Raw genomic sequence first — 25,288 nt, forward strand, 5'->3', positions numbered from 1 at the left:
TCGTGTCTCACGACTACAGGAAGACTCCGGAGGCGCTGAGCCGCCTCACCGCCAACCAGTTCCGCGTCACTCAGGACGGCGCGACCGAGCCCGCGTTCCGGAACGAGTACTGGGACAACCACGAGGCCGGGATCTACGTCGATGTTGTCTCCGGACAGCCCTTGTTCTCGTCGACCGACAAGTACGACAGCGGCACCGGCTGGCCGAGCTTCACCAGGCCGCTCGCGGCGGACGCCGTCCGTACGGAGACCGACAAGTCGTACGGGATGGTCCGTACGGAGGCGCTGTCCACCGGCGCCGGCAGCCATCTCGGCCATGTCTTCGGTGACGGCCCCGTCGCCGAAGGCGGTCAGCGGTACTGCATGAACTCCGCCTCGCTGCGTTTCGTCCCGGTCGCAGAGCTCGAGGCACAGAGCTACGGCGAGTACCGGTCACTGTTCGAGGCCACCAGTACGGAGGAGCACGCATCATGACGAGTGGAATTCACGACACCGGCGAGATCACCCGCCCGCCGGGCACAGAGACCGCGGTTCTCGCGGGCGGGTGCTTCTGGGGTGTGGAGGACCTGATCCGCCGGCAGCCCGGCGTGCTCGACACACGCGTCGGCTACACCGGCGGGCAGAACGACCACCCGACGTACCGCAATCACCCCGGGCACGCGGAGGCGGTCGAGATCGTCTTCGACCCGGGGCAGACGACTTACCGTGACATCTTGGCGTTCTTCTTCCAGATCCACGACCCGTCGACCAAGAACCGCCAGGGCAACGACATCGGTACGAGCTACCGGTCGGCGATCTTCCCGCTCACCCCCGAGCAGGACAAGGTTGCCCGCGAGACGATCGCGGACGTCGATGCGTCAGGGCTGTGGCCCGGCAAGGCGGTGACCACGATCGAGCCGGAGGCGCCGTTCTGGGAGGCTGAGCCGGAGCACCAGGACTACCTGCTGACGTACCCAGCGGGCTACACGTGCCACTTCGCCCGCCCGAACTGGGTCCTTCCGCACCGCACTACCGCCTGAGTCCATAACCCCTGAGGGCGTGCCCATCACTGAGGCGATGGGCACGCCCTCTCTGCGTGTTAGTCGTAGAACCGGGACAGGGTGGCGCGGGCCTTGTTGAGGGCCCGGCGCGGGGCGCGGACGCCGTTGTCGTCGGTGTCCGGCTCCAGCTCGTACGGGATGAGCCGGTCGCGGGCCGTGAGCGAGTAGGCCTCGTAGATGGAGATGGGTTGGTGCTTCTCGGTGTACTCGCAACAGGTGCACGGTAATCAGTGCAAGCAGCAGACCAGGCAGCAGTAGGACGTGCACGGTGAAGAAGCGTGGGACGAACGTGTCGCCGGGGAACTCGCCACCGAAGATGAAGAACTTCAGGTACGTGCCGATGACGGGTGATGGCTGGATCATGCCGTTGGTGATCCGCAGACCGGTGCCGGACAGCAGGTCGTCGGGCAGACCGTAGCCGATGAAGCCCTCGATGATGCCCAGGAACAGGGTTCCGAAGCCGATCAGCCAGTTCAGCTCGCGTGGTTTGCGGAGGGCGCCGGTGAAGAAGATGCGGAGCAGGTGCACCATCATCGACGCGATGAACAGCACCGCGGCCCAGTGGTGGATCTGCCGGATCAGCAGGCCGCCGCGAATGTCGAAGGTGATGTTCAGCGTAGACGCATACGCCTCCGACATGTGCAGGCCTTTGAGCAGGCTGTACGAGCCCTGGTACTCGACCTCGGCCATCGACGGCTTGAACCAGAAGGTCAGGAAGATGCCGGTCAGGATCAGGATGACGAAGCTGTAGAGCGCGATCTCGCCGCGCAGGTACGACCAGTGCTCCGGGTAGACCTTGCGAAGTCCTCCGGACCCGTCCTTCTTCGTACCTGATTTCAGGATGCCCACGCGCGCGTCGAGCCACTCGACCGGTGTGGGGAGTTGCTGATCAGCCATTGCGTTCACCTCTGGGGAACCATGAGCCTGGAGCAAAGGAACTATATCGTCCTCTTAGCGGCTCGCTGCCGTCGCACACAGTCTTATTTTGTGACGCTTGCCGCGTCAATGATGAGGACTGTATCGTCCATTAACTTGTCGCGACGATCTGCGGAGCTGCTGTGACTACATCTGAGCGGGCTGCCCTCAGCGAGGTGCAGACGTCGCCGGCCGGGACGTACCCGGGGACGAAGCTGGCCGGGTGGCTGACCACCACCGATCACAAGCGGATCGGCGCCCTGTACCTGATCACCTCGTTCAGCTTCTTTCTGCTGGCCGGAGTGCTCGCCCTGATCATTCGGGCCGAGCTGGTCAAGCCGGGTCTGCAGATCGTGAACGAGGAGGTCTACAACCAACTCTTCACCGTGCACGGCACGATCATGCTGCTGCTGTTCGCGACGCCGCTGTTCGTCGGCTTCGCGAACGTGATCATGCCGATCCAGATCGGTGCTCCGGACGTCGCGTTCCCGCGGCTGAACATGTTCAGCTACTGGCTCTACCTGTTCGGCGCCCTGATCACGATTGGCGGCTTCGCGACCCCAGGCGGTGCAGCGGACTGGGGATGGACAGGGTATTCGCCATTGTCTGCCGCTGCGCGTTCGCCGGGGGTCGGTGGAGACCTGTGGATTCTCGGCCTGTGGCTGTCAGGTCTCGGCACGATCCTCGGTGCGGTCAACTTCATCACCACGATCATCACCATGCGCGGTCCGGGCATGACGATGTTCCGGCTGCCGATCTTCTGCTGGAACGTGCTGGTGACCTCGTTGCTGGTGCTGATCGCGTTCCCGACCCTGGCCGGTGCGCTGCTGATGCTCGAGGCAGACAGGGCCCTGGGAGCTCATATCTACGATGCGGCGAACGGTGGGCCGATACTGTGGCAGCACCTGTTCTGGTTCTTCGGGCATCCCGAGGTGTACATCATCGCGTTGCCGTTCTTCGGCATCGTCACCGAGATCCTGCCGGTATTCAGCCGCAAGCCGATCTTCGGCTACGTGGGACTGGCTGCGGCCACACTCGGCATCGGCGCGCTGTCCACGACCGTGTGGGCGCATCACATGTTCGTCACCGGCGCGGTGAATCTGCCGTTCTTCTCGTTCATGTCCTTTCTGATCGCGGTCCCGACCGGGGTGAAGTTCTTCAACTGGATCGGCACGATGTGGGGTGGCGCCATCTCGTTCGAGACCCCGATGCTCTGGTCGGTCGGCTTCCTGACCACCTTCCTCTTCGGCGGTCTGACCGGCGTCATCCTCGCTTCACCCACGCTGGACTATCAGCTGTCGGACTCGTACTTCGTGGTCGCGCACATCCATTACGTGGTCTTCGGGACCGTGGTGTTCGCGATGTTCGCCGGGTTCTATTTCTGGTGGCCGAAGTTCACCGGCCGGATGCTGGACGAGCGGCTGGGCAAGCTGCACTTCTGGTTGCTGTTCATCGGGTTCCACACGACGTTCCTGGTGCAGCACTGGCTCGGAGTGGAGGGCATGCCGCGGCGGTACGCCGACTACAAGGCGAGCGAGGGGTTCACCGTGCTGAACGAGATCTCGAGCATCGGTGCGTTCATCCTGGGCCTGTCGATGCTGCCGTTCTTCTACAACGTCTACAAGTCGCGGAAGACGCCGAAGGTGGGTGTCGACGATCCGTGGGGCTGGGGCCGGTCGCTGGAGTGGGCGACCAGTTCGCCGCCGCCGCGGCACAACTTCGAGAAGCTGCCGCGGATCCGATCGGATTCGCCCGCCTTCGACCTCCATCACCCCCACGCGACCAGTAAGCACGCGAGCCTCAGTGGCCACCAAGGAATCGAAGGCAAGTCGAGCAAGGAAGGCGTTGGTCACGATGGATGACGTATTGCAGGGGATTCGGGCCGAGGACGGTGCGGCGGTTGCGGCTGCTGACATCCCGAAGGCGGTGACTGCCCGCCGGTTGGTGTACACCGACGGTGCGACCCAGGTCTTCACGGCCGACGGGAAGACGACCTACACCGAGCGCGGCGGCGACAGTCCAGGGGAGTGGTACCTCGACGACCAGGGGCGGTTCTGCTCGTTCTGGCCGCCGTCGTATCGGGCCTGTTACGCGCTTCGCTGGATGGTCGACGACACGCGGATCGTCGGACTCAGGTTCACCGGCCTGAGCGACGGTGTCACGTTCGAAGGTCGCTACGAGTAGCGTTCGCGACCAGCGCTTGCAGCGTGGGAATCACGTCCGTCTCGAACCACGGGTTCTTGGCCTGCCAGCGGAAGTTCAGCGGGGAGGGGTGGACGAGCGGAATCCGGTCGGGAAGGTAGTCCCGGCAGGCGCGGACGGTCTCGGTGAGGTTCTTCTTGGCGCTGGTCCCCAGATAATGTTTCTGGGCATAGCTCCCGATCAGAACGGTGAGCCGGACGGCCGGCATCAACTTCAGGATCCTCGGGTGCCACAACGGCGCGAAGTCCGCCCGCGGCGGGAGATCGCCGTGGGCGCCTTTGCCCGGATAGTAGAAGTCCATCGGCAGCAGAGCGATTGTGTCCGGGTCGTAGAACTGTGCGTCGGTGGCGCCCAGCCACTGCCGCAGCTTGACGCCGCTCGGGTCGTTCCACGGGACCTGGCTCTCCTGAGCCTGCTTGCCGGGGGCCTGGCCGATGACAACGATCCTTGACCTCGGTGACGCCGAGTAGATCGGCTCGTACCCGCGCTCCGTCGCCCACGCGTTCGAAGCGTGGTTCCTGATCTCGTCGCGGATCCTGGCGAGGTCGTCCATCCGGGTCTCGATTCGTCGGGGAGTAAGGGCGCCGCAGACCCGCGACACCGTCTAGCAATGACGAGGTCGCCGTCCGGCGACCTCGATGCACATTCGTGTCGGACCGGCCGGTCGACCTTCCGGGGTTCTCGCAGTTCGTCCGGCCCGCTATCCCCGAGGGACAGGTCGTCATCGATGGCAGCGACGATCGGCATCGTGGGCTCCGGTGCGGTGGGGCGAGCGCTGGCCGCGCATATCGTCGCGTCGGGCCAGGACGTCGTACTGTGCAACAGCCGCGGCCCGGCGACGCTCGAACCTGTCGTGGAGGAGCTTGGCCCCCAGGTCAGTGCGCTCGAGATCAGCGCTGTCGCGGCCGCAGATCTCGTCGTGTTCGCGATCCCGTGGCCCGCGGTCGTCCCGCTGCTCGAGGAGTTGCCGCCATGGCACGGCCGGATCCTCGTGGATGCCACTGCACCCGCGAGCCACTTTCGGCAGCCGGGCCGGTACGAGCTCGGCGGGCTGACGACGAGCGAGGTCGTACAGGCCTCCGCCGCCGGCGCGAGGGTGGTCAAAACCTTCTGTACGTTGCCGGCCTCGGTACTGGCCCTGCCGCCCGCGAACGAGGCGGGGCGGCGGGTGATGTTCCTGTCCGGCGACGACGAGGACGCCCGAGCGGCGGTCGGCGCTCTCATCGACGACATCGGCTACGCCGCGGTCGACCTGGGGAGCTTGTCGACCGGCAGCGCCCTGCAGCAGCCCGATGGTCCATTGGCCGCCGGGACCTACGACTCGCTGCTGACGGTGTCGGTGAATAGGACGGTTTAGACCCGTTCTCTGACGGTGAAACGATCAGTCAATGCCTTTTAGGGCTGGTGATCGCGATGATTGGACGGCCTCATGAATGGACGGTATCGTCCATGTTATCGTTTCGTCGATCAGCACGGACGTGCCGGACCTGTGGTCACTACGGTGCGTTGATCGCGGGAGATTCCAGTGAAGAGAGAGAGTTCCGAGTCGTTGACGCAGGTGCGGGTCGTCTCTGCAGAGGTCGCGGGGGAGAACGAGGTCTGGGTCCGCGACCTGAGCGGCGACGGAGATCAGCGCGAAGGCGCGAGCCGTCGCCTGTACGAAGTTCTCCTGCGCGCGGCAAGGTCAGAGGTGGGGCGGCGCGCCTCCAGGCTGCGGCTCGCCGGACCGGAGTTGGACGACATCGCGCACCAGGCCGCCGCGGATGCTCTGCTGACGATCTGCGGCAAGGTCGAGACGTTCCGCGGTGACTGCAAGTTCACCACCTGGGCGTACAAGTTCGTGATCTTCGACGTGGCCGCCAAGATCAACCGGCACTTCTGGCAGCGGGCCGGGGTCAGGTTCGACGACGAGGACTGGGAACGGCTGCCAACGCGACTCGGCATCGGGCCAGAAGCTCACGCCGAGAGCCGGGATCTGATGGAGGCTGTGCATCGCGCTGTCAACGAGACGCTGACGGCGAAGCAGAAGCTGGTCTTTGTCGCGCTGGTGCTGAACGGAATGCCGACGGATGTGCTCGCTGATCAGCTCGGATCGACGCACAACGCGATCTACAAGATGATGTTCGATGCCCGCCGCAAGCTGCGGGCCGCTCTGATCGAGGCCGGCTACCTACCGGAGCAACAGCTCGCTTGAGCAGCTCAGCGATCGCCGCAGTACGAGAAGCCTTGTCTTGACAAGGCTGCCGTCACCGTTGGGTGCGTCGCGCTGAGATACAGCCGGCATCCCGCGATCCAGCAGTGCCGCTGGATCTCGTCGACGAGGCCCGGCAGGTCGAATCCTTCCGCGAGGCCGGTCACCTTTCCGAGATCGAGCAGTACGGCCTCCGCGAGGACGGCGAGGTCGTGGAACTCGGCCCGGACCGCGGTCGCGGTCCGGGCGTCGAACACTCCACAGACATCGATTCTTGCCAGCCGGTCCTCAATCATCAGCCGGACCCGCCACGGCTTCGTCAGCATCAGGACCTGACGACCTCGTCGTAGAACGTGCTGATCTCGTCGGCGATCTGTTGCAGGCAGTCCTCCAACGCGAAATGTCCGGAGTCGAGGCGGACCAGTTTCGCGTCGGGGAGCTCGCACAGATAGGCCTCTCCGCCGGCGGGGGTGAAGAAGATGTCACCTTGGCCCCAAGCAGATCAGCGTTTTGGGCTGGTCCCGGCGCAGTCGCGCCTGCCAGGCCGGGTACATGGCGATGTTCGTCCGGTAGTCGTGGAACAGCTCCAGTTGCGCCGTACGCGCGTTCGGCCGGGTCAGGAAGTGCAGGTCGAGGTTCCAGTTGTCCGGGCTGATCTTCGCCGGATCGGGGTGGCCGGTGAGGTAGATGGCCTGCACCGTTTCCGGTTCGAGGAGGACGTCGATCGGTGGTTCGGTGCTGCGGCCGACCCCGAGGCCGTTCCGCAGCCCGTCCCAGAGCTCGGTGAGCCCTTCCTCGTAGATGTTGGCGTTCTGGATGATCTGCCACCGGAACCAGTCCCGATGCAGCGAGATCAGCCGGTTACCCACCGGACCGCCGTGATCCTGCATGTACAGGCCCATCGGTCCGGCGAAGTCGATGGCGAGCAACGTCTCGTCGACGATCTCGGCGAGATGATCGAAGGTGTACTCCCAGTTGGCCGGATCGGGCAGCTCGGTGTTTCCGCAGCCGGGGTAGTCGATCGCGACCAGATGGAACCTGTCGGCCAGCGCCGGCATCAGGTTCCGGAACTGGTGGGACGAGGCGGGGAATCCGCCCAGCAGCAGGAGTTTCGGTGCTCCCGGTTTGCCGGCCTCGCGGTAGAAGACCTCCATCCCGCCGGCGGACACGGTCCGAAAACTCGTCATCGACACTCCACGCTCATTCCAGCCGGATGTGATCGAGCGCGCGCTCGGCCGCGGGCCGTCAGTTGCGGCCGGCCATGACGCCGCCGTCGACGTTCAGGATCGCTCCGGTGATCCAGCTCGCCTCCGGTGAGAGCAGGAACACGATCGAGGACGCGATGTCCTGCGCGGTTCCGACCCGTCCGAGCGGGTGGAAGCCGTCGAAGCTCTTCACGGTCTCTTCGAGCTTGTCGGCGGGGACGAAGCCCTCGTACAACGGAGTGGCCACGACCGCCGGAGCGACCGCGTTGACGCGAATGCCGTCTGCCGCCAGTTCCATGGCGAGGTTGTGGGTCAGCGCGTGCAGGCCGGCCTTCGCCATCGAGTAGGCGGTCGCCGGCGTCGCCGCGATCGCCTGGTGGGCCCACATGCTGCCGATGTTGACGATCGCGCCGCCGGAGCCTGCGGCCTGCATTCCCCGTACCACCGTCTGGGTGAGGAAGAACGTGGCCCGGCTCAGCTCCAGGTACGCGTCGTAGTCCTCCTGGCTGTAGTCGAGGAATCCCTTGGGGATGAAGAAGCCGGCCGCATTGACCAGCAGCGTCGCATCCGCGTGCTCCGCGGCGAGCTGTGCCTGTACGTCCTCGACCTGCTTGCGATCCGCCAGGTCCGCGGTGATGCCCCAGGCCTCACCCTTCTTGCCGAGCTCAGCGACCGTCTCGTCGACCTTGGCCTGCTGGCGCCCGACGATCACGGCAGTGGCGCCTTGCCCGGCAACGTCACGTGCCGTCTGCAGTCCCATGCCGCTGCTCCCACCGACCACGATGAGCTTGCGACCTTCGAAGTATCCACTCATGACCGTCTCCCTCGATCCGTACGGGCCGGAATGACCCGGATGTTCCTACTTGTGTGCCGATCGAGGGCCCGGTCTTACCGCTTCTGAGGATCCTGATCGCGGCGCGGCAAGTAAGAGACAGGTGCTGTCCGGACTCCAACTAACATGCACGGAAGTCTGAGCCCGGCACGGGCCTTCGTCGGCAGAGTTGCTTTGGTGACAGGCGCAGGTCGCGCGGTCGGCCGGGCCATCGCCCAGCAATTGGGTGCCGCCGGTGCGGCAGTCGCGGTGGTCGCGACCTCGAGAGCTCGCGCCGACGCCACGGTGGACGCCATCCGGTCGGCCGGGGGCGAGGCGTCCGGGTTCACCGCCGATCTGGCTGATCCCTGGTCGATTCCCGGCCTCGTCCAGAGCGTCGAGCAGGTCTTCGGCGAGGTCGACATCCTGATCAACAACGCTGCAACGGTGGCACCGCTGGGCCCGGTAGCCAATCTCGACCCGGCGGCCGTACTGCGTGCCCTCAGCATCAATGTCGCGAGTGTCGTGACGCTGTCCGGCGCGGTGATCCCGGCGATGATCCGTCAGGGCTGGGGACGGATCGCCAATGTCTGCGGCGTCGTCGGCGACTTGGACTCGTGGCCCGGCGGAAACATCTACGCGGCCTGCGTCGCCGCGCTGGAGGCACACACCGCGTACCTTGCTACCGAGCTGGTCGGGACCGGAATCACGGTCAACGCCCTCCGCGCACAGAAGATGGGCGAATCACTGCGGACCTGGATCGCCGCGATCGATCCGGAGGCGATCGATGACCCCTTGATCCGGCGCTTCGTGATCAGTCAGAAGGACGCCGGCGGCGCCGACTCCGGCCGGCAGGCGACAACCCTGCTGCATCACCTGGCCACGGCCCGGACGGGCCAGGTCTGGAACGTCGCGTATGACTCAACGGACTGAGCCAAGGGCGTCGACGGCGTGGTCATCCTGCTCACCTTCGGCACCGGTATCGGCAGCGCGCTGCTGCTCGACGGCCAGCTCGTGCCCAACACCGAGCTCGGTCACCTCGAGCTGGACGGGTACGACGCGGAGGAGAAGGCCTCCTCGGCGGCGAAGGACAACGAGGGCCTGTCGTACAAACAGTGGGCCAAGCGAGTGCAGCGATACCTTCGGCACGTGGAGAACCTGTTCACCCCCGACCTGTTCGTGGTCGGCGGCGGGGTCAGCAGGCACGCCGACAAGTGGGTGCCGCTGCTCGAGATCTCCACTCCGGTGAAGCCGGCTCAGCTGCTCAACAACGCCGGCATCGTCGGCGCGGCGATGGCCGCGCACGAGAAGTTCACCGAGTAGGCCAACTACAACCTACCGGCTCTTGTTGACGAGATCGCCGAACAGCTTCTGCCCCCGGGCAGCCGCCGACCACGACCCTGAGTAGCGCAAACCAGCGGGCGGATGCCCGTCAGCCGGGACCGCGTCCGGAGGTGGACCTACTGCCGCCTAGCAGGGGCTAGCTCCAGTGGGCGCCAACACGGCCGGGCGGCCCAACAAGGGGGCTCGCAATGCAGGTATTCGGCGACGCGGCGGCTGATTGCGGGCACTCACTGCCCGGCGCGTCGTGTCGTGGTCGTGGTTGGCTTGGCGCGCAGGTCTCACAGGGCTTAGACGGTTTCGGCGGCGAGGTGATCGAGGACTCGCGCGGTGGAGTAGAGGATGGCGCATCACGCCGCCTCGCTCAGGACGGACTCGACGATCCAAGAGCCGGTCTCGCGGTCGAAGACCTGCATTCGGATGGCGGGCTCGGCCGGGTGCGTGTCCGCACAGTAACTGCACGTCCCGTCCAGGCGGCGGTAGTAGCCGTGCTCGTGGGTGTGGTCGTTCACCAGATTGCGTTCGCCCAACGGGAGGCCACGGTCGTGACTGCGTGGTCGGCGGTGCACTGGACCTCGACACAATGCTCGCTGCCGTGGCCGCCGTTGATGACGGCCGGCTCCCTGAGCGCGCCGACCCCAGTGCGGAGCTCCTCGCCTCGGACGTCACCCCCGATCTCTGCGCGACCGCTGAATTGGTCGCGCGCCTCGGTCGAGTGCGACGCAGGCCCGGCAGGCATGATGTGGGCGGCGCTGTTCAGGATCCCGCGGCTCGGCGCCAACCCGTAACCGGCCACGGTGGACAGCGAGGTCGCGGGGGTGAGATCGACGGTCATCGTTGCCCTCTCTGTCGGCCGGCAGCTGCCGAGATCGCGTCTTCATGGGAGTAAAGTGGCCATGCGGTGTGTTCCGCGTCTCACCTTGAGAGGCGGTGAGGTTCTCGGCGATGACCGACGACTGGGGCGCGACGCTGCTCCGGGCCAGGGAGCGGCTGCTGACCGGTGGGCGGATCGAGGAGATCGAGGGGCCGAGCGCGGAGATCCTCGCCTCGTGGCGTCGCTCGTCCGACGACGGCGTCGACGCCAACGAGCTCACCACCTCGTACGTCGAGAACGTCAACCTCGCCTCACGTCTGGCCAGGGCGGCAAGCTCCGTCGTCGACGGGGTCGCCCAGGACGTGGCCGGCAGCCCCGTCTCGGCGATCCTGGCCGACAGTCGCGGGCGGGTGCTGCTCCGCCGTTCTGGGGACGGTGACTTCGAGCGCCGGCTCGACTCGGTCCTGCTTGCGCCAGGGTTCAGCTACGCCGAGCACCATGTCGGGACCAACGGCATCGGCAGCGCCCTCGAGGATCGGGGAGCGTATGCGGTTCGCGGACACGAGCACTTCTCCGAGCCACTGCAGGACTTCGCCTGTTTCGGCGCCCCGGTCCGTGACCCGTTCAGCCACCGATTCGTCGGCGTGCTGGATATCACCACCTGGGCCGCGTGCGCCAACCCGGCCCTCGCGGCGCTGGTGCGACAGGCGGTGGCCGTGGTCGAGGCGCGGCTGGTCGCACTCCGCGGACAGGGCGAGCGGATGCTGCTGGACGAGTACCTCGGTGCCTCACGGCGGTCCGGATCCGCCGTCCTCGCGATCAGCGACAGCGTCTGGATGTCGACGCCGGAGGTGGCGCGGGTGATCGGCGCGGTCGAGCACGGTGACACGTGGACCATGGTGCGGGACGCCCTCGGGCGGTCGGACGCCGCGGAGACACCGCTGACCATGTCCGACGGCAGGGAGACGATGCTTCGGCTCCGCGCTGTGCGCCGCGGCAACGAGCTTGTGGGCGCGCTGGCCTTCCCGTCCGGTACGACGCCCCGGCCGCCCGCCCGAAGGAGACCGGTGGCAGGCATGCTCCCCCGATTCGCCGCCAGCACTCCGGCGGTGCTGGATGCGGCGCGGAGAGTGAGCCGGCATTGCGCGCAACGCGATCCGCTCGCGGTGATCGGCGAGCCCGGGGTCGGCAAGGCCGCCTTGGTGGAGGCGGCGCTGCAACTGCATGCCGCGGGCAAGATGGTCGTCGTTCGTGACGCGGTCCGGAATGCTGGCCCGGACGATCTCGACCGGCTGATCACCGACGTCGGCGCAGCGCTCCGCGCGGGGTCGCCGGTCATGGTCAAGCACGGCGAGCGCCTGACGGCCAACGCGCTCGACCGGCTGTGCGCTGAGGTGCGAGCGGTCACCGACGCCGGCTGGCTGGCGCTGACCGTCTGCGTCGCTGAGGGCGACCCGATCACGCCCGAACTGGGCACCACTGGCGTTCCGACCGTGCTAGTACCGCCGCTGCGGGAGCGGATCGAGGATCTCCCGGCGATCGTCGCGGCGCTGCTCGCCCGGCAGCCCGGAACGCGTTCCGTCGCGGTCACCGAGCAGCTGATGACCAGGCTCCAGCACGAACGCTGGCCGGGGAACGTGGCCGAGATCAACGACCTGCTAGCCGAGATGCTGCGTGCCACCGATCTCCACAAGCTCGACATTTCCGACTTGCCGGCTCGCTTCGGTCGCGGGCTGCGCCGCCGGCTTACCCCGATGGAATGGCTCGAGCGCGGGGCCATCGTGCGGTCGCTGCGCGCCGGCGAGGGTCGCAAGGACGTGGCGGCCACGTCGCTCGGGATCTCGCGGGCGTCGATCTACCGTAAGATCAGGCTCTTCGAGATCACCCCGGACGAATACATCTGATCCGGGCGGTACTCGTGCTGGAGCCGCCTGTCCTACCGGCTGGCCGACGGAACTGCGCACCTAGTCACCTACCATGGCCGGGACCTGCCGGCGGGCGTCGGCCAGCTGTGACCGCAGTGGAGCAGGACACGAGGGTGACGGCAGGTACCAATGACACCGAGAAGGCGGCTCGGCGTCGCCTGCGTCCACCGCTAACAGCGACCTAGTTCTTTGCGGTCGTGGCCTAAGCGCCGGAGACGGTAACAGGTAGAGGGAAGACAGCGCGGCTCCCTTCCAGGACAAGCTGTCTTCCCGCTTGATATCAGCTACATCGGCTGGAAGGTCCAGGCGGCGTTCCGCCGCTCGGTGATGGTCCCTGTGGCAAAGGGGCGCGGTCCCCAACGCTGCTGTTCTGAACCCTGGGACCTGGAGTCAACGGAACATGACCCAAGGTAAATCCGCAAGGGTGTGACCCGTATCTCATGTTGAGACGCAAGTCCGTCGTCGCTGCGCTTTCATCGCTCTAACGCCCACCTCCGGAGCCGTTCCACCCCCCGGCCGGCTCCCGACCCTGGAGGCAGTCCATGAGCAGGCAGAGTCTCACCAAGGCGCATGCCAAGATGACCGAACTGTGGTGGGAGCCGACCTTCGTCACCGCGGCGGTCCGGTTCGGCACCGACTACACGTTCGAGACGGTGCGGAAGAAGGATCCGCTGAAGCAAATCATGCGGTCGTGCTTCCCGATGGAGGAGGAGAAGGGCAACCAGGTGTACGGCGCCATGGACGGCGCGATCCGGGGCAACATGTTCCGGCAGGTCCAGCAGCGCTGGCTGGAGTGGCAGAAGCTGTTCCTCAGCATCATTCCGTTCCCGGAGATCTCCGCGGCTGACCTTTGCGTGAGGTTGTCGAGTGGTGCCCGTGGTGTCGCTGTCGATCAGCATTGTGAGGATCTGTGCCGATCGCTGCGCGCTGCTTCCTGTGTCGGCTGGGCTCATGCCGAGGGCGTCGGCTCGGCCGTTGCCGGGGCTGATGATCGTGACGCCCTGGCGAGCCAAACCGACCGACCGCCATGCCACCGCGACCAGGACACCGGAGCATGCGAGCTCGAGGCGATCTCACATCGGATGCCGGACCTTACCTGCTCGGACGATGGAACAGGACGATATAGCCCACCTGTCGAGATGTCTCTGGAGGTCGCGGGGGAGCGATGCTGTGTTTGCAGTCAGGCCGACTTGAGCGTGACGGTGCCTAGCTCCTTCAGCTCCTGTGCGATGAATGACGCATCTTCGCGGAAGGAGGTGACGAGTCCGCGCCTGACACGTCGCCGCTTGGGTGCTGGCTGGATGGAGTCCCGAATGGACGATGGCGTCCATGTTGCTGTTTCACCGGTCGACACAGGTGTGTCGGACCTGTGGTCACTGCGTTGAGTTGATCGGCGGAGATCCATGAAGAGCGAGTGTTCCGAGTCCTTGTCGCAGGTGCGGGTCGTCTCTCCAGAGGTGGCCCGGGAGAACCGTGCCTGGGTTCGCGACTTGAGCAGCGGTGGAGATCGGCGTGAGCTTGCGAGCCGACGCTTGTACGAGTTTCTCCAGCGGGCAGCGAGGGCAGAGGCCGGGCGGCGGGCGGCTAGGCTGCGACTCGTCGGCCCGGAGCTGGACGACATCGCACACCAGGCCGCCGCGGACGCCCTGCTGGCGATCTGCGGCAAAGTCGAGACGTTCCGCGGTGATTGCAAGTTCACCACCTGGGCGTACAAGTTCGTGATCTTCGACGTGGCCGCCAAGGTCCACCGGCACTTCTGGCAGCGGGCTGATGTTGCGTTCGACGACGAGGACTGGCAGCGCCTTCCCGCACGAGTGGGGATCGAGCCGGAGTCGCATGCCGAAAGCCGGGATCTGATGGATGCCGTGCATCGCGCCGTCGACGAGAAGCTGACGGCAAAGCAACGGATGGTCTTTGTCGCGATGGTGCTGAAGGGCATGCCCACCGATGTCCTCGCTGATCAGCTCGGCGCGACACACAACGCGATCTACAAGATGATGTTCGACGCCCGCCGTAAGCTGCGGACCGCGTTGGTCGACGCCGGCTACTTGCCGGAGCAGCAGATCGCATGAGCAACGTCTCGACGGCACTGGATCGATTTCTGCGGACCGACCCGATCGATGGGGGGACCTCAGGTTGGCCGAGCAGCAGTCCGGGGCAGAATGAAAGATCTGCCGGCGAGGAGGTTCAGATGGCGGTCATCAACCGCGGGTTCGAAGGCAGAAGCGGATCCGATGATCACAGACTCCCACCTGGCCAGCAACTCACCGACGACTTCCCGGTGTTGTCAGCGAGCGTGACTCCACTGATCCCCAAGGACAAAGTTGACGGTCACGTCGGAGACCGGTGTGCAGCGACGCTGGAGCTGGCACGACGTGCTGGCTCTTCCATCCGAGTCGGTCTTGGCCGACATCCTGCTTCCCAACCTCCTTCACCTCAGCCAGAAACAGCTCAGCCACCACGGACACCCGAGTCTGAGGCTCAATCTCCGCAGGCACGCTCAACGTCGCCCGAGTCCCCAGCACAATCCTGAGATTGTTCTTCGCCTCAGTAGCGGTCTTCCCCCCAAGATGCCACCCGCCGAGTTGGACCATTGAGGGCCCGATACCTGGCCTTTGGCCTCGAATTGTCCGGGCGCCCATTGCCGTCCCATGCACGGCCCAGAAGAACAGCAGCGGTGCACCGTCCTCGATCCACACCCCGACCGGCCGGCCAGCATCCACGCCACCAGCACCACGCGGGATCCCAACGAGACGGTCCCGCCCAGGGACACGGTCCGCTCGACCTCGACGATGCCGGTCTCGGGACGTTTCCGCGACCCCAACGACCCCGAGCAGCGAGCACGGAGCAGCCAGGCACGCGGCGGTCGGCTAGGTTCGGCGACGTGACACGTGAGCACGTGCAGGCTCCTACGGATCAGAAGTCCGGCGCCTGGTGCACCTGGTCGGCCGACCAGGCGTGAGCCGAGCCCGGGTGGTCGAGATGCATGGCATGACTCGTGGCACGAAACGACGGATACGCCTGGGGAATCTCGCGCTCGCTGGGGGAGGCCGCGTTGCTAGAAGCGCTGGTGGAGAGCAGATGCGACGCTGTAGTTCTTCCTCGTAATGAGAAGGTCGTCGGTCCGACGTCGACAGGTGGCCCAACCGGCAGCGCGTGGCGCGGAGGCAGCACCCGACCGGCCGACAACGTACGGATCTGCCGAATAGCGGACGTTCAGCCTGATGAGATCGCGAGCAGTTTCGCCGCCGGGCGCCGCTGCTGGTCACCTTGGCACTGAAGGTCAACGCGCTCGTGGGGATCAAACAGGCACCGAACAGCTTGGCACTTGTCGCCGCGACCGGCTCCCTGCTGTCAATCTCGCCAATCCGTTCTTCGGGAAGATGAGCGACCGCACCTCGTCGAAGCTGGGCATGCGGCGGCCATGGATGGCCATCGGCCTGGTGGTCGGCCCCCTCGGCGTCCTCGTTGTCGCGTTGGCACCCAACATCCCGGTCGTCCTGCTCGGATGGTGCATCGCCCAGGTGTTCTTCAACGCACTGCTCGCCGCCATGGTGGCGGTGCTACCAGACCAGGTCTCGGTCGTTCAACGCGGTCAGGTCTCCGGTGTCCTGGGTGTCTGTGTGCCCATCGCGTCGGTGAGCGGCACCTTCGTGGTCAAGCTCTTCACCGGCAACCAGCTCACCATGTTCCTGGCCCCGTGCGCGATCGGCGGATTCTTCATCCTCCTCTTGGCGGTCACGTTGAAGGATCGCCGGCTTGCCAAGGCGGACAAGCCATCGCCAGCAGCTTCAACGGTTTCCTGGTCGGGATGGCCATCGGCGGACTCGGCTTCGGCGTGTATGCGGCCGTCGACCTCGCGCTAGTTGTCACGTGCTGCCGGACAAGGACAACGCTGCCAAGGATCTCGGCCTGTTCAACATCGCGGGCGCGCTTCCGTTCTCCATCGCGCCCGCGATCGCGCCGGCCATCCTGGCGATCAGCAGCGGCAGCTACGGCGTGCTTTACGCGATCGCCGGGCTCTGCGCCATCATCGGAGCATTCGCCATCCTGCCCGTGAAGGGTGTTCGTTGAGCGCCCACATCGACGAAGCGGCCGGGCCCCTCGTGGGCCCGGCCGCGTTTTCGACGCTCAGACGGCGACCTCGCGGTAGGCGGGCGGGGTTGCCTCTTCGCGGATGGCATCTGTGATGGGGCAGGGCTTGAAGCCTTTGACGATCAGATAGACGCCCAGCGAGAGCTCCCACAAGGCGATCGGGATGACGGCGATCCCCGTCACCGTGCCGACCCGGTCGACGACGCCGAACATCGTCAGAACTACCGCGGTGAGGTGCAGTGGGGCTCCGATGAGTCCGATCATGGGAAGGACGCGTGGCACGAGGCCGGATCGGTACAGCAAGGTGCCCAGCAGGATGGCGTTGATGCCCGGCATGAGGCTCCCTCCGAGCGTGAACGCCCAGTGGTAGGTCGCGACGTGCGACGCGCCGATGGCGGCCAGCGAGGCTGCGTCGGCTCCGGCCGCTGTGCCCAGGTCCTGGTGCAGGGTCACGAGCGAGAGGAGGCTCGCGACACCGGTGAAGAGCATGGCGGCTTCAAGGGTGCGGGAGGCGACGAAGCCGAGCGCCATGCCTTGGTTCTGTCGCTTGACCACCGGATACAGCGTGATGGCGGTGCCGATGCCGGCGAGGGCGACGATGACCTCGAGGAAGCAGCCCCATAGGGCGGGGGTGTCGGCGGCGGAGCTGATGATGAAGTCCTTGCCCTTCACCGAGCTGTAGAGGGCTGGGGGGGCGAGTGTGGGGATTGAGACGAAGGTAATCAGGTAGAAGATGCCCGCGACGAGCGAGGTCTTTCGCGTTGGGTCCTTCGGGACTCGTTTCGTTGCTGCGGTCTGGACGGTGGTGGCCATGTCGGTCTATCCCTTTTCGCGATTGATCTTTAGTGGGTTGATGAGCTATCGAGGATCGGCGGTGGGTACATCGGGCTGGTCGGGCTCGACCTGAGTGACCGAGACCAGCGGCAGGCCCATGTCGCGGATCTTCTGGAGCAAGCCATACAGCGCGGCCTGGTCGACCACCGAGCCTTGGATGAGGGTGGTGCCGTCGTTCTCGTTGGTGATGGTCAGTCCGTCGAACCAGCCGGCCCATCGGGAATCCAGGTGCCCCTTGAGGCGGATTTCGTACGGTCCGTTCGTTCGCATGCTCGAAAGGTAGGAACGGATGTGGTGAGCGGGCATCACCACGTGTGGTGATCTATGTGGTGATCTGGCCGGCGCCGGGTTCAGCGGTCGCGGGTCCGGGACAACAGGTCAAGCTGCTCGGCCCGGCGCACCGCTGCCCGACGGTTGTTCACGCCGAGCTTGGCGTAGATGTTCTTGGTGTGGGTCCGCACGGTGTTCAGGGACACCACGAGCTCGCGGGCGATGTCCGGGCCGTCCAGGTCGGTCCCGAGCAGCCGAAGCACTTCCAGCTCGCGTTTGCTCAGTGGCTCAACCAAACCCTGTCGGTCCTCGGGCAAGCCCTGACTGACGGGAGGGCTGTCCTCAGTCTTGTCAACGGCCGCCAGGAGCCGACGCACATCGTCCCGGGCGATCCCCTCTTGTTCGCCAGGTGCTACCCGTGCGGCAGCTCTCAGCAGTATGGCCATGGGTGCGCCCTCATCCGCGAACACTCGGACGTAGCCCTCCGGCTCAGACAGCGTCAGCGCACGTTCCAGCGATACAAGCGCAGCCGGGATCTCGCCTCGCGTCTGGTGGGCAAGCGCCTGCAGCACCAGGATCTCGATGACGCTCCCCGTCCTTCCCCCCTCTTCTGCTGCTTGCAGGAGCCGATCCAAGAGCTGGGTCGCCTCGTCGATGGAGCCCTCTGCACGCTCTGCCCTGGGCTGGGCCAAGAGCACCCTGACCAGGGTGATGTGCTCGAACTCGCGCAGGTAGCTGAGGTCGTCCGTGGCGGAAAGACCCTGCTCACGCACCCAGCCGATCGCTTCACCCAACGCCCCCTGCTCGACCCAGACCCGTGCCCTCCACGCCGGGACCGGCCGCACGTTGGGGAAGAAGTCACTGACATACAGGCGCTCCGCCTCATTGAGCAGGTCGAGTGCGGCGCCCAGATCCCCCTCAGCCTCGCGTACCCGAGCCATCGCGACCCGCCAGCGGTATGGGTTCTGCAGCAACCCGAGGTGCTCGCCGAGCTCCTGGCTCCGCAGCAAGTACTGCGTGGCGGTAGGCAGGTCGTTCCGCTCGCGGTGGATCTCGCTGATCCCGACATACATGTCCGCCGTCCCCCGCAACACCGACCCGCCCTGCTCGGATGCGAGCTGCAAGGCCTGCTCGTAGGTGTGCATCGCGTCGCCGAGCCGGCCTTGCCTACGCCGTATATCCGCCAGCGCGATCGCGCACCCAAAGGTGTCGGCGACGTGCCCGACCCGCCGCAGCCCCGCCATGCAGTCGGCATACGCCCGGTGCGCTTGATCCAGGTCTCCGCTCGTCCAGTACGCCAGCCCCAACAGCCCCGATGCCGATGCGCGCCGGAGGTGGTCTTCCTCAGGCGAAAGCTCGAGCGCCCGCCGGGCATGCCCCTCGGTGCCGGGCACGTCGCCCCGGGCCAGGGCCAGAGCAGCGCGATACAGCTCGATCGTCCCCGGGACGCCTCGAAACTCTTCGTCGTCGACGACGACCATCCCCGCCGGCGAGGCTTCCGGTCCCACATGGGTACCGGTCGTCGTGTCCAGCCACCGCTCGGCGTCCTCCAGCCGCGCCTCCACGCCTTCGAGCTCGCCGCCCAGCAGCAACGCTCCGGCATACCCGACAATCAGCACGGGCCTGACCTGGACCACCTCGCCGGGAAGCGCCTCGAGCCAGCCACGCATTGTGGACTCCTGCCGGCTCCTGCGCATGGCCGGGATCGCCAGCTCGACCAGGTCCGCCGCCCGCTCGAAATCCTCGGCGGCCAGCGCGTGGCGGATCGCCTCGGATCGTTCGCCGTTCCGCTCGTACCAGTCGCTCGCGCGCAGGTGCAGCTCATGGACGCGGTCAGGCTGCTCGTCCAGCAGATGCGCTCGCAGCACGTCTCCGAAAAGATGCTGGTAGCGATACCACTGGCGGCGGTCGTCGAGCTGGATAAGGAACAGGTTCCCCCGATCGAGAGCCTCCAGCATGGGCTTGCCGCCGTGCTGGCCGGTCACGGCATCGCAGAGCGGGCCGCTCAGCCGGCTGAGGATGGAGGTCTTCAGCAGGAAGCTGCGGACATTGTCGGGCTGGCGCTGCAAGACCTCTTCGACCATGTAGTCGATGATGTACCGGTCATCCCCGGCAAAGCCCGCGATAAAGCCTGCGATGTCGGCGCGGCCCTGCATCGAGAGCGCCGCCAGCTGGAGCGCGGCGATCCACCCTTCCGTGCGCCCCTCCAACGCTGCGACGTCCTGCGCCGTCAGTACCAGTCCCATCACCTCGTTTAGGTACGCCGCGGCCTCGTCAGGCGTGAAGCGCAGATCGGCGGCGCGGATCTCAACGAGCTCGCCGCGCCCTCGCAAGCGAGACAGCGGCAGCGTCGGGTCTGCGCGGCTGGCGATCACCAGGTGCATCTGTGGGGGGAGGTGCTCCAGCAGGAAGGCCATCCCGTCCTGTACGTCGCGTGCGTCGATGACGTGGTAGTCGTCGAGCACGAGCACGACGTCGTCCGAGCTGGCGCTGAGGTCGTTGAGCAGAGTGGCGAGGACCGCTTCGATCGGCGTCTGAGACGACTGCAGGAGCAAGAGCGCACCGGCACCGACCCCCGGCGACGCTGCCTGCAGCGCGGCGACAAGGTACGACCAGAACAGGGCGGGATCGTTGTCGCGCCGGTCGAGCGAGAGCCACGCCGCGGACCGTCCTTCGGCAGGCGCGCCTGCCAGCCACTCGGCCAGCAACGTCGTCTTACCGAACCCGGCCGGAGCTGAGACGAGCGTGAGCGTCGACTCCGCCCCGCGGCTCAGGCGCTCGCTCAGTCTCGGACGCGCTACCAGACCGCGTCGTCCCCTGGGGACGTGGAGCTTGGTCTCGAGCAGTGGGCCTGCCATGACCATCTCCCCTCAGGAGCCAGTCTCCATGTGCCGTCGACAAGCACTTGTTGCCAGCGAGACAGCGGTTGGTTCCGGTAACTGATCGTGCCATCAGCTCGCTCGAGACCATCTGACCACACGTGTGAGGCGGTTGCCGGTCATGCCGCGGTGAGGGCGGCCACGCTCGCCCGGATCTGCCGCGGTGAGGGCGGCCACGCTCGCCCGGATCTGCCGCAGAGAGTGAATCGCGCTCATGCCGATGAGCGCACGTACTGGTTGGGTTACGTCAGCCGGCCGAATCGCGCCAGCAAGTGCCAAACGCGTTTGAGTGATTGAAGATCATGCAGACCGGATCGCGCGGCGGAACCGATAACCGCCGGTGTCAGTTCCTCCCCCAGAGAGCGAGCCAGATCGACAAACTCGGCACCACGGTAAGCCGGGTCCAGGTGAGCTGTGGACACCCGCAAACCCGGATGCCACTCCACCGGACACCCTGTCTCGAGCGCCTCGTGCTCGACCGGAGTACCCCGGAAGCACGGATCGAGAACTATGGATTCGACGTCTCGATCCAGCCTGAGGCCGCCATGCACGTGCGCCTCGATGTAGTCATCGAGGTCGTCGTGCTCGGCCGCGCACGCCAGTGCCTGCAACTCCGGCAATGTCTCCGGTCCGGCGACAGACACGGGCGCGAACGCTGAGTCCGGAAAGCAGAAGGTCGATCGCGACGTGACGTCCTGCCGGAGCCGCAGGAACGCTGACCCGAAGCGGACAGCCGGACCCTGGGCGTAGCGACCTCGGTCCAGGGCCCCGTAGATCGGTCGCTCGGAGGGGTGCGCGAGATCGTATCGGCCCGCGAAAAGCCGACTCTCCCAGTGCCAGCGATCACCGCCTGGGAATGCAGTCAAACCACCGTTCGAGATCTTGGTCTCGAACTGGGAGCGGTAGATGCCATCTCGCGCGATCGCCTGGATCACCATCCCCTCATGACGGAAGGGCCAGTCGGGGTGGAACTGCACGGCGACATGGCCTGGTAACGAGCGATCGTCGCGCTTCGAGACCTTTACAGACACGAACTGGATTGTGCCCCAGAGCCATCAGAACGCACTCTTCTGCCGCTGTCCGCGCAGATTCGGTGGTGGGGTTACCCGCCGAAGGCGCTCGCCAGGTCGGCCCACAGCTCTGCCAGGACCTCCGTGCGTTCCGTGAGCTGATCCAAGGGCATCCAGGCGTCCTCTTCGCCGGCGTGGAACTTGCGGTACGCCTCGGCATTGAATCGAGCCGCGGCCTCCGCCACGGTCCTCGCCGTGACTGCAAGTTGCGCATGGCCGAGCCGATCACGGACAGCCGCCATGAACGTGGCCTCGACCTGCTCGTACTCCTCGGACAATCGCTCCAAGTCGGACTTCATCCGAGCATTTTGTCCGCCGGACCCACGAACGCACTTATCTGCCGCGATCCGCGCGCTCATGCCGATGTGCGGACGGCGAATGCCGCGTCAGGGACCCTTCAGGGGTTCCCCGGTCTGCACGGATACGACCACGTCGTGGATCGCGCGGGTGACCGCGGCGGCGTGAGCTGGGTTTTCCACGAAGGAAGCGTGGGTCGACCCCGACTCGACGCGATGAAGGCTGTCGACAGCGTGGCCATCTCGTTCTGAGCAGCGATCCATCCCTTGGCGGCGTACGTCCTCACGTACAGGCCGCCAAAGGAATGCCCGGCCAGTACGTACGGACCCGGAACGTGTGCGCGATCCAGCAGATTGTGCAGATCGGTGGCGATCTGCGCACCATCGGGCGGACTCGCGGCAGGATCACTCCAGCCACGCCCCGCCCGGTCGTACACGCACACTCTGCTGTCGCGGGCCACAGCGGGTGCGATCAGCCCCATCGAGGCCGCGGAGCCGCCGCCACCCGGTTCAAGAATCACGGTCGGGCCGCGTGAGCCAGTGCACTCCAGGTGGAGTCGGTACGGTCCCACATCGACGAGCTGACCGCGCATGACGACCCCAGGTTCGGTCGATTGGCGGATCGTCTCGTACGCTCCGCCGAGGGCGAAGATCACCAGGATGACCAGCACCGGGTTCAGCAGCCACACCCTGGTCCGGCTGTGCAGCGCGCGCCTGGCGCGGGTCCAGGCCCAGACCACCAAGACCACCAGCGCCGGCGGCCAGACCCACCCCAGCGCATCCACCATCGCGTCCGGGGCCAACAGCACCAGCGCCCCGGACAACGCCATGAAGATCGCCGGCGCCACGGCCCAGCGTTGTGGCTGATCGGTGAACCGAGTAGACAGAACCGCCATCAGCGCCCACCCGAGCGCAAAACCGAACAGCACCATGGCGGTGGCGAAGTCCACATCTACCGTGCCGACTGGGAGGAACGGCAGGATCACCGCCGCAACGAAACCCGCGGCCAGCGATCCGGCCACGACCCCGCCAACGTGCGAGCGCCCTGGCCCCGGGCCGGCGGGAACGTCCTGGTCGCCGCTCGTGGGCGCGGTCTTGCGTCGCAACCTCATGACGGGCCACCTCGCCTTCCAGGTGTACACGCACCCGCCATCGAGCATGCGCGCGACAGCGCGGTGACGAAAGAGCCAGGCCGGATGCCCCGCATTGCCATCCGACCCTGAGCGGCCATGCCCAACCTTGCTCGAACGCATGCGAACTGCGGCAGACGGGGCCGCGTGACCGGGCGCGACTATGCGACCCGGGTGTGGGCGTTCGGCACCCGAGATGGACTCGTCGTTGCGCTGCTCTACGGCGCAAACTCCGACTGGGTGAGCGTGGCCGGGCTGACACCGACCCCCCAAAAGTTCCCCCGGCCGATGACCGGTGACAGGGCCGAACGCCCCCTCTTCGACGCGCCGCGCATGCCGTTCCGAGCCGTAGAGCGGCAGCAGATTCGGACACTGCCCGGTACCAGAAACGGTCGGCTGCCCGGAGGGGGTCCATAGCCCTGACCGCTGGAGACGTTGGACCCTTCGTACGCCCGAGAGCGGAGCGGATGATGGCAGAAAAGACGTCTGCCCCATGCGCTACTGGGGGGAGACTCCCGGCGGCCAGGGGCCAACCGAGGGAGGTTCCCATGCGAGTACTACACACAGCGAGATCCCCGCACAAGGCTCCGGCCCGCGACGGGCCGATCTCACGGACCGCGAAGTCGACCAGCCGGTTTGGCTTCCACTTCCTGGAAATGTGCGCGGTCATGTGCCTCGGAGGAGGCGTCTTGATTGGCGTGTTCTTCGGCGTCGCGGCGCTTCTCGGGTTCACCGACCTGACACAAGAAGCTCCCGCACTGTCAGCGCTCATCTGCTCCGTCATCCTGGCGGGTGCGATGGTTGCCTGGATGCGGTTCCGGCGCATGGAGTGGCGGCCCACCTTGGAGATGGCCGGGTCGTCCGTGGCAGCCGGCGTGCTGCTGATCGCCGGGTACTGGATCGGCATCGTGTCGCAGCAGGCACTGGTTCCGAGCGTGTGCGGTCTGGCATGCGTGGCCATGGTCGCCGTCATGCTGTTCCGCCTGCCGCTCTACTCATCTGGCCACGCCGGCCACCATGGCGGTACGACCTGAGCGACTGCGGGAGGCAGGTCCGGAGAGCGCTGACCGTCTCGGTGTAGGCGGCCAGGACAACTTCGCCGACGTACGTGCCAACGAGCTTCCACCACAGATCCTGTCGATCCGCGTTGAGCGGGCCTGCACTCAGAAGGTGCGCGCACACCTCGTCGAGAGTCTCAAGGCTCTCAAGACGCCAGTCGAGGTTCCTGTCGAACTCGGCGGTGACGAGTTTCACGCACTCTGCGATAGCGCGCAGGCCGGCCGCGTCGACAGTCATGGCTGATAGTCCCCCCCGCCTCGCATCCCTCTTCAGCAGCGAGTCAGCGCGCTCCGTCAGTCCTTCAACATCCAACCGGCCATCAGTCAGGGGAACATCCTCAAGTAGCCGCGATCCGCGCGCTCATGCCGATGACAGGAATCGCTCCTCGTACATGCGGGGCCGAGCAATCGCGGTACTGATTCAGGTCTGCTCGCCCTGGCGGGTGCGCTGACGCCCAGGGCGACGGGACCTTAGCCTCTGGTGGCGGCGAGCCTCTGGGCGAACCGTAGAACCGCCACCCATGGGGAGGTCCAGTGATGGTGTATTTGAAGCCGCCGGGGTTCACCCGGCATGTGGTCAACCCGGTGGTCGGCAAGCTCAGGACCGGCGGTGTCGAGCAGTTGACCGTGACCGGCCGACGTACCGGCCAGCCACGGCACGTCCCGGTCATTCCCGTCCAGGTCGGGCCACGGCGCTATCTGGTGGCGCCGTTCGGGGAGTCGGACTGGGTGCAGAATTTGCGCGCCGCGGGCGAGGGCGAACTCCACGGCCACGGAGGGCCAGAGCGATTCGTCGCCCGCGAGGTCCCCGTCGACCAACGAGCCCAGATCATTGCTGACTACCGCAAGATCGCCGGCCGTAGCGTCAAGCGGTGCTTCCGTTCACTCCCCGACCCGCACGACCATCCTGTCTTTGAGGTCCAGCCCCGCCTCGAAGCGACACAAAGGTGATCCCCGGGGAGAGCCGCCGCATCCTTGAGTCTTCCGTACCGCTAGGTCTCTGCCCCGCTTACGACGCCGAGGGAGCCCCGATGAGCAGTGAGCGGGTGCCGGGAGATGCGGCACCGTCGACTCGAGAAGGGTCTTGACCGCGGGCCCGTGCCGAACACGATGTCAGGATGGCCTGAACCGGCACGAACTCTCAACGAGACGCAAGGAGCCGCCGCTCAGGGCAGCGGCAGCGTTGGGGTATGGGATGGCTGTGCGGTCCCGG

Annotated in this window: 26 protein-coding genes and 2 pseudogenes; 15 read left to right on the top strand and 13 right to left on the bottom strand. The window is 66.3% G+C overall.

The features are described from left to right. Positions 1-2: 2 nt before the first annotated feature. A complete protein-coding gene (gene msrB, locus OG558_RS22440) occupies positions 3-473 on the top strand; it encodes a peptide-methionine (R)-S-oxide reductase MsrB (RefSeq protein ID WP_405072046.1) in 471 nt (156 codons plus the stop codon). After that, positions 470-1,018: a peptide-methionine (S)-S-oxide reductase MsrA gene (gene msrA / locus OG558_RS22445; RefSeq protein ID WP_405072047.1), complete on the top strand. Its 549-nt coding sequence runs from the start codon at positions 470-472 to the stop codon at positions 1,016-1,018. Before msrB ends, msrA begins: the two co-directional genes overlap by 4 nt. A gap of 144 nt (positions 1,019-1,162) precedes the next feature. On the opposite strand, the pseudogene OG558_RS22450 reads toward msrA, so the two are convergent. Continuing rightward, a pseudogene (locus tag OG558_RS22450) lies at positions 1,163-1,936 on the bottom strand (cytochrome bc complex cytochrome b subunit); the annotation flags it as partial. Between the two features lie 194 nt (positions 1,937-2,130). Here OG558_RS22450 and ctaD point away from each other — a divergent pair. Both ctaD and OG558_RS22460 read left to right on the top strand, forming a co-directional pair. Further along, a complete protein-coding gene (gene ctaD, locus OG558_RS22455) occupies positions 2,131-3,816 on the top strand; it encodes a cytochrome c oxidase subunit I (RefSeq protein WP_405072195.1) in 1,686 nt (561 codons plus the stop codon). Next, a complete protein-coding gene (locus tag OG558_RS22460) occupies positions 3,809-4,138 on the top strand; it encodes a hypothetical protein (RefSeq protein ID WP_405072048.1) in 330 nt (109 codons plus the stop codon). The genes ctaD and OG558_RS22460 overlap by 8 nt, the downstream gene beginning before the upstream one ends. Here the strand turns inward: OG558_RS22460 and OG558_RS22465 are convergent. Beyond that, entirely contained in the window at positions 4,113-4,709 is a 597-nt protein-coding gene (locus OG558_RS22465) for a uracil-DNA glycosylase family protein (RefSeq protein ID WP_405072049.1), read from the bottom strand. The two genes, OG558_RS22460 and OG558_RS22465, sit on opposite strands and share 26 nt — an antisense overlap. A gap of 174 nt (positions 4,710-4,883) precedes the next feature. Here OG558_RS22465 and OG558_RS22470 point away from each other — a divergent pair, with 174 nt between their 5' ends. Both OG558_RS22470 and OG558_RS22475 read left to right on the top strand, forming a co-directional pair. Beyond that, positions 4,884-5,513 carry an NADPH-dependent F420 reductase gene (locus OG558_RS22470; protein ID WP_405072050.1) on the top strand — a complete coding sequence of 210 codons (630 nt, stop codon included), beginning with the start codon at positions 4,884-4,886 and terminating at the stop codon, positions 5,511-5,513. Between the two features lie 168 nt (positions 5,514-5,681). Next, complete coding sequence (locus OG558_RS22475; protein ID WP_405072051.1) at positions 5,682-6,350, top strand: sigma-70 family RNA polymerase sigma factor; 669 nt, start codon at positions 5,682-5,684, stop codon at positions 6,348-6,350. A gap of 5 nt (positions 6,351-6,355) precedes the next feature. On the opposite strand, the gene OG558_RS22480 is transcribed toward OG558_RS22475, so the two are convergent. The 3 genes from OG558_RS22480 to OG558_RS22490 all read right to left on the bottom strand — a co-directional run bounded on the left by OG558_RS22480 (position 6,356) and on the right by OG558_RS22490 (position 8,366). Then, positions 6,356-6,673: a hypothetical protein gene (locus OG558_RS22480; protein WP_405072052.1), complete on the bottom strand. Its 318-nt coding sequence runs from the start codon at positions 6,671-6,673 to the stop codon at positions 6,356-6,358. 156 nt (positions 6,674-6,829) lie between these two features. Continuing rightward, on the bottom strand, positions 6,830-7,534 hold the full coding sequence (locus tag OG558_RS22485; protein WP_405072053.1) for an alpha/beta fold hydrolase: 705 nt from the start codon (positions 7,532-7,534) through the stop codon (positions 6,830-6,832). A gap of 58 nt (positions 7,535-7,592) precedes the next feature. Next, a complete protein-coding gene (locus tag OG558_RS22490; protein WP_405072054.1) occupies positions 7,593-8,366 on the bottom strand; it encodes an SDR family NAD(P)-dependent oxidoreductase in 774 nt (257 codons plus the stop codon). A 195-nt stretch (positions 8,367-8,561) separates the two neighbouring features. Here OG558_RS22490 and OG558_RS22495 point away from each other — a divergent pair, with 195 nt between their 5' ends. Further along, positions 8,562-9,296, top strand: coding sequence for an SDR family NAD(P)-dependent oxidoreductase (locus tag OG558_RS22495; RefSeq protein WP_405072055.1), 735 nt, complete (start codon positions 8,562-8,564; stop codon positions 9,294-9,296). Then, positions 9,297-9,686, top strand: a pseudogene (locus OG558_RS22500) (ROK family protein); the annotation flags it as partial. Positions 9,687-10,054: 368 nt separating this feature from the next. Here OG558_RS22500 and OG558_RS22505 read toward each other — a convergent pair. Both OG558_RS22505 and OG558_RS22510 read right to left on the bottom strand, forming a co-directional pair. After that, positions 10,055-10,216: a hypothetical protein gene (locus OG558_RS22505; protein WP_405072056.1), complete on the bottom strand. Its 162-nt coding sequence runs from the start codon at positions 10,214-10,216 to the stop codon at positions 10,055-10,057. Continuing rightward, positions 10,213-10,539, bottom strand: coding sequence for a hypothetical protein (locus OG558_RS22510; RefSeq protein WP_405072057.1), 327 nt, complete (start codon positions 10,537-10,539; stop codon positions 10,213-10,215). The genes OG558_RS22505 and OG558_RS22510 overlap by 4 nt, the downstream gene beginning before the upstream one ends. A 110-nt stretch (positions 10,540-10,649) precedes the next feature. On the opposite strand from OG558_RS22510, the gene OG558_RS22515 reads away from it, so the two are divergent. The 5 genes from OG558_RS22515 to OG558_RS22535 all read left to right on the top strand — a co-directional run bounded on the left by OG558_RS22515 (position 10,650) and on the right by OG558_RS22535 (position 16,517). Next, positions 10,650-12,422 (top strand): sigma-54-dependent Fis family transcriptional regulator, encoded by a 1,773-nt coding sequence (locus tag OG558_RS22515; RefSeq protein WP_405072058.1) that lies wholly within the window; start codon positions 10,650-10,652, stop codon positions 12,420-12,422. Positions 12,423-13,021: 599 nt separating this feature from the next. Continuing rightward, complete coding sequence (locus OG558_RS22520) at positions 13,022-13,828, top strand: hypothetical protein (RefSeq protein WP_405072196.1); 807 nt, start codon at positions 13,022-13,024, stop codon at positions 13,826-13,828. Positions 13,829-13,846: 18 nt separating this feature from the next. Then, the gene (locus tag OG558_RS22525; RefSeq protein WP_405072059.1) at positions 13,847-14,515 is read left to right on the top strand and encodes an RNA polymerase sigma factor; all 669 of its coding nucleotides are present in this window, start codon (positions 13,847-13,849) and stop codon (positions 14,513-14,515) included. Between the two features lie 1,152 nt (positions 14,516-15,667). Beyond that, positions 15,668-16,309 carry an MFS transporter gene (locus OG558_RS22530; protein ID WP_405072060.1) on the top strand — a complete coding sequence of 214 codons (642 nt, stop codon included), beginning with the start codon at positions 15,668-15,670 and terminating at the stop codon, positions 16,307-16,309. 7 nt (positions 16,310-16,316) lie between these two features. Further along, complete coding sequence (locus OG558_RS22535; protein WP_328522204.1) at positions 16,317-16,517, top strand: hypothetical protein; 201 nt, start codon at positions 16,317-16,319, stop codon at positions 16,515-16,517. A gap of 57 nt (positions 16,518-16,574) precedes the next feature. On the opposite strand, the gene OG558_RS22540 is transcribed toward OG558_RS22535, so the two are convergent. From OG558_RS22540 to OG558_RS22565, 6 genes are all read right to left on the bottom strand, one after another. Then, positions 16,575-17,351, bottom strand: a complete 777-nt coding sequence (locus OG558_RS22540) for a DUF4386 domain-containing protein (RefSeq protein ID WP_329482603.1) — start codon at positions 17,349-17,351, stop codon at positions 16,575-16,577. Between the two features lie 45 nt (positions 17,352-17,396). After that, entirely contained in the window at positions 17,397-17,642 is a 246-nt protein-coding gene (locus OG558_RS22545; RefSeq protein WP_329482602.1) for a hypothetical protein, read from the bottom strand. An 80-nt stretch (positions 17,643-17,722) separates the two neighbouring features. Then, on the bottom strand, positions 17,723-20,350 hold the full coding sequence (locus tag OG558_RS22550; protein WP_405072061.1) for a LuxR C-terminal-related transcriptional regulator: 2,628 nt from the start codon (positions 20,348-20,350) through the stop codon (positions 17,723-17,725). A gap of 413 nt (positions 20,351-20,763) precedes the next feature. Further along, on the bottom strand, positions 20,764-21,552 hold the full coding sequence (locus OG558_RS22555) for a DUF3626 domain-containing protein (RefSeq protein ID WP_405072062.1): 789 nt from the start codon (positions 21,550-21,552) through the stop codon (positions 20,764-20,766). Positions 21,553-21,623: 71 nt separating this feature from the next. Further along, the gene (locus tag OG558_RS22560) at positions 21,624-21,890 is read right to left on the bottom strand and encodes a hypothetical protein (protein ID WP_405072063.1); all 267 of its coding nucleotides are present in this window, start codon (positions 21,888-21,890) and stop codon (positions 21,624-21,626) included. A gap of 98 nt (positions 21,891-21,988) precedes the next feature. Beyond that, entirely contained in the window at positions 21,989-22,999 is a 1,011-nt protein-coding gene (locus OG558_RS22565) for an alpha/beta fold hydrolase (protein ID WP_405072064.1), read from the bottom strand. A gap of 707 nt (positions 23,000-23,706) precedes the next feature. Between OG558_RS22565 and OG558_RS22570 the strand changes: the two genes are divergently transcribed. Beyond that, on the top strand, positions 23,707-24,051 hold the full coding sequence (locus OG558_RS22570; protein ID WP_405072065.1) for a hypothetical protein: 345 nt from the start codon (positions 23,707-23,709) through the stop codon (positions 24,049-24,051). 561 nt (positions 24,052-24,612) lie between these two features. Further along, complete coding sequence (locus OG558_RS22575; RefSeq protein ID WP_405072066.1) at positions 24,613-25,026, top strand: nitroreductase family deazaflavin-dependent oxidoreductase; 414 nt, start codon at positions 24,613-24,615, stop codon at positions 25,024-25,026. The last annotated feature ends 262 nt before the right edge of the window (positions 25,027-25,288 follow it).

Origin of the sequence: Kribbella sp. NBC_01510, assembly GCF_045040325.1 — a bacterium.
Lineage (GTDB): Bacteria > Actinomycetota > Actinomycetes > Propionibacteriales > Kribbellaceae > Kribbella.

Bases quoted from the DNA above. Each gene is read 5' to 3' on its own strand.
- msrA (WP_405072047.1), top strand. From the start codon at position 470: ATGACGAGTGGAATTCACGACACCGGCGAGATCACCCGCCCGCCGGGC.
- OG558_RS22460 (WP_405072048.1), top strand. From the start codon at position 3,809: ATGGATGACGTATTGCAGGGGATTCGGGCCGAGGACGGTGCGGCGGTT.
- OG558_RS22465 (WP_405072049.1), bottom strand. From the start codon at position 4,709: ATGGACGACCTCGCCAGGATCCGCGACGAGATCAGGAACCACGCTTCG.
- OG558_RS22470 (WP_405072050.1), top strand. From the start codon at position 4,884: ATGGCAGCGACGATCGGCATCGTGGGCTCCGGTGCGGTGGGGCGAGCG.
- OG558_RS22480 (WP_405072052.1), bottom strand. From the start codon at position 6,673: ATGCTGACGAAGCCGTGGCGGGTCCGGCTGATGATTGAGGACCGGCTG.
- OG558_RS22485 (WP_405072053.1), bottom strand. From the start codon at position 7,534: ATGACGAGTTTTCGGACCGTGTCCGCCGGCGGGATGGAGGTCTTCTAC.
- OG558_RS22490 (WP_405072054.1), bottom strand. From the start codon at position 8,366: ATGAGTGGATACTTCGAAGGTCGCAAGCTCATCGTGGTCGGTGGGAGC.
- OG558_RS22510 (WP_405072057.1), bottom strand. From the start codon at position 10,539: ATGACCGTCGATCTCACCCCCGCGACCTCGCTGTCCACCGTGGCCGGT.
- OG558_RS22515 (WP_405072058.1), top strand. From the start codon at position 10,650: ATGACCGACGACTGGGGCGCGACGCTGCTCCGGGCCAGGGAGCGGCTG.
- OG558_RS22520 (WP_405072196.1), top strand. From the start codon at position 13,022: ATGACCGAACTGTGGTGGGAGCCGACCTTCGTCACCGCGGCGGTCCGG.
- OG558_RS22525 (WP_405072059.1), top strand. From the start codon at position 13,847: ATGAAGAGCGAGTGTTCCGAGTCCTTGTCGCAGGTGCGGGTCGTCTCT.
- OG558_RS22530 (WP_405072060.1), top strand. From the start codon at position 15,668: ATGAGATCGCGAGCAGTTTCGCCGCCGGGCGCCGCTGCTGGTCACCTT.
- OG558_RS22540 (WP_329482603.1), bottom strand. From the start codon at position 17,351: ATGGCCACCACCGTCCAGACCGCAGCAACGAAACGAGTCCCGAAGGAC.
- OG558_RS22545 (WP_329482602.1), bottom strand. From the start codon at position 17,642: ATGCGAACGAACGGACCGTACGAAATCCGCCTCAAGGGGCACCTGGAT.
- OG558_RS22560 (WP_405072063.1), bottom strand. From the start codon at position 21,890: ATGAAGTCCGACTTGGAGCGATTGTCCGAGGAGTACGAGCAGGTCGAG.
- OG558_RS22565 (WP_405072064.1), bottom strand. From the start codon at position 22,999: ATGAGGTTGCGACGCAAGACCGCGCCCACGAGCGGCGACCAGGACGTT.
- OG558_RS22575 (WP_405072066.1), top strand. From the start codon at position 24,613: ATGGTGTATTTGAAGCCGCCGGGGTTCACCCGGCATGTGGTCAACCCG.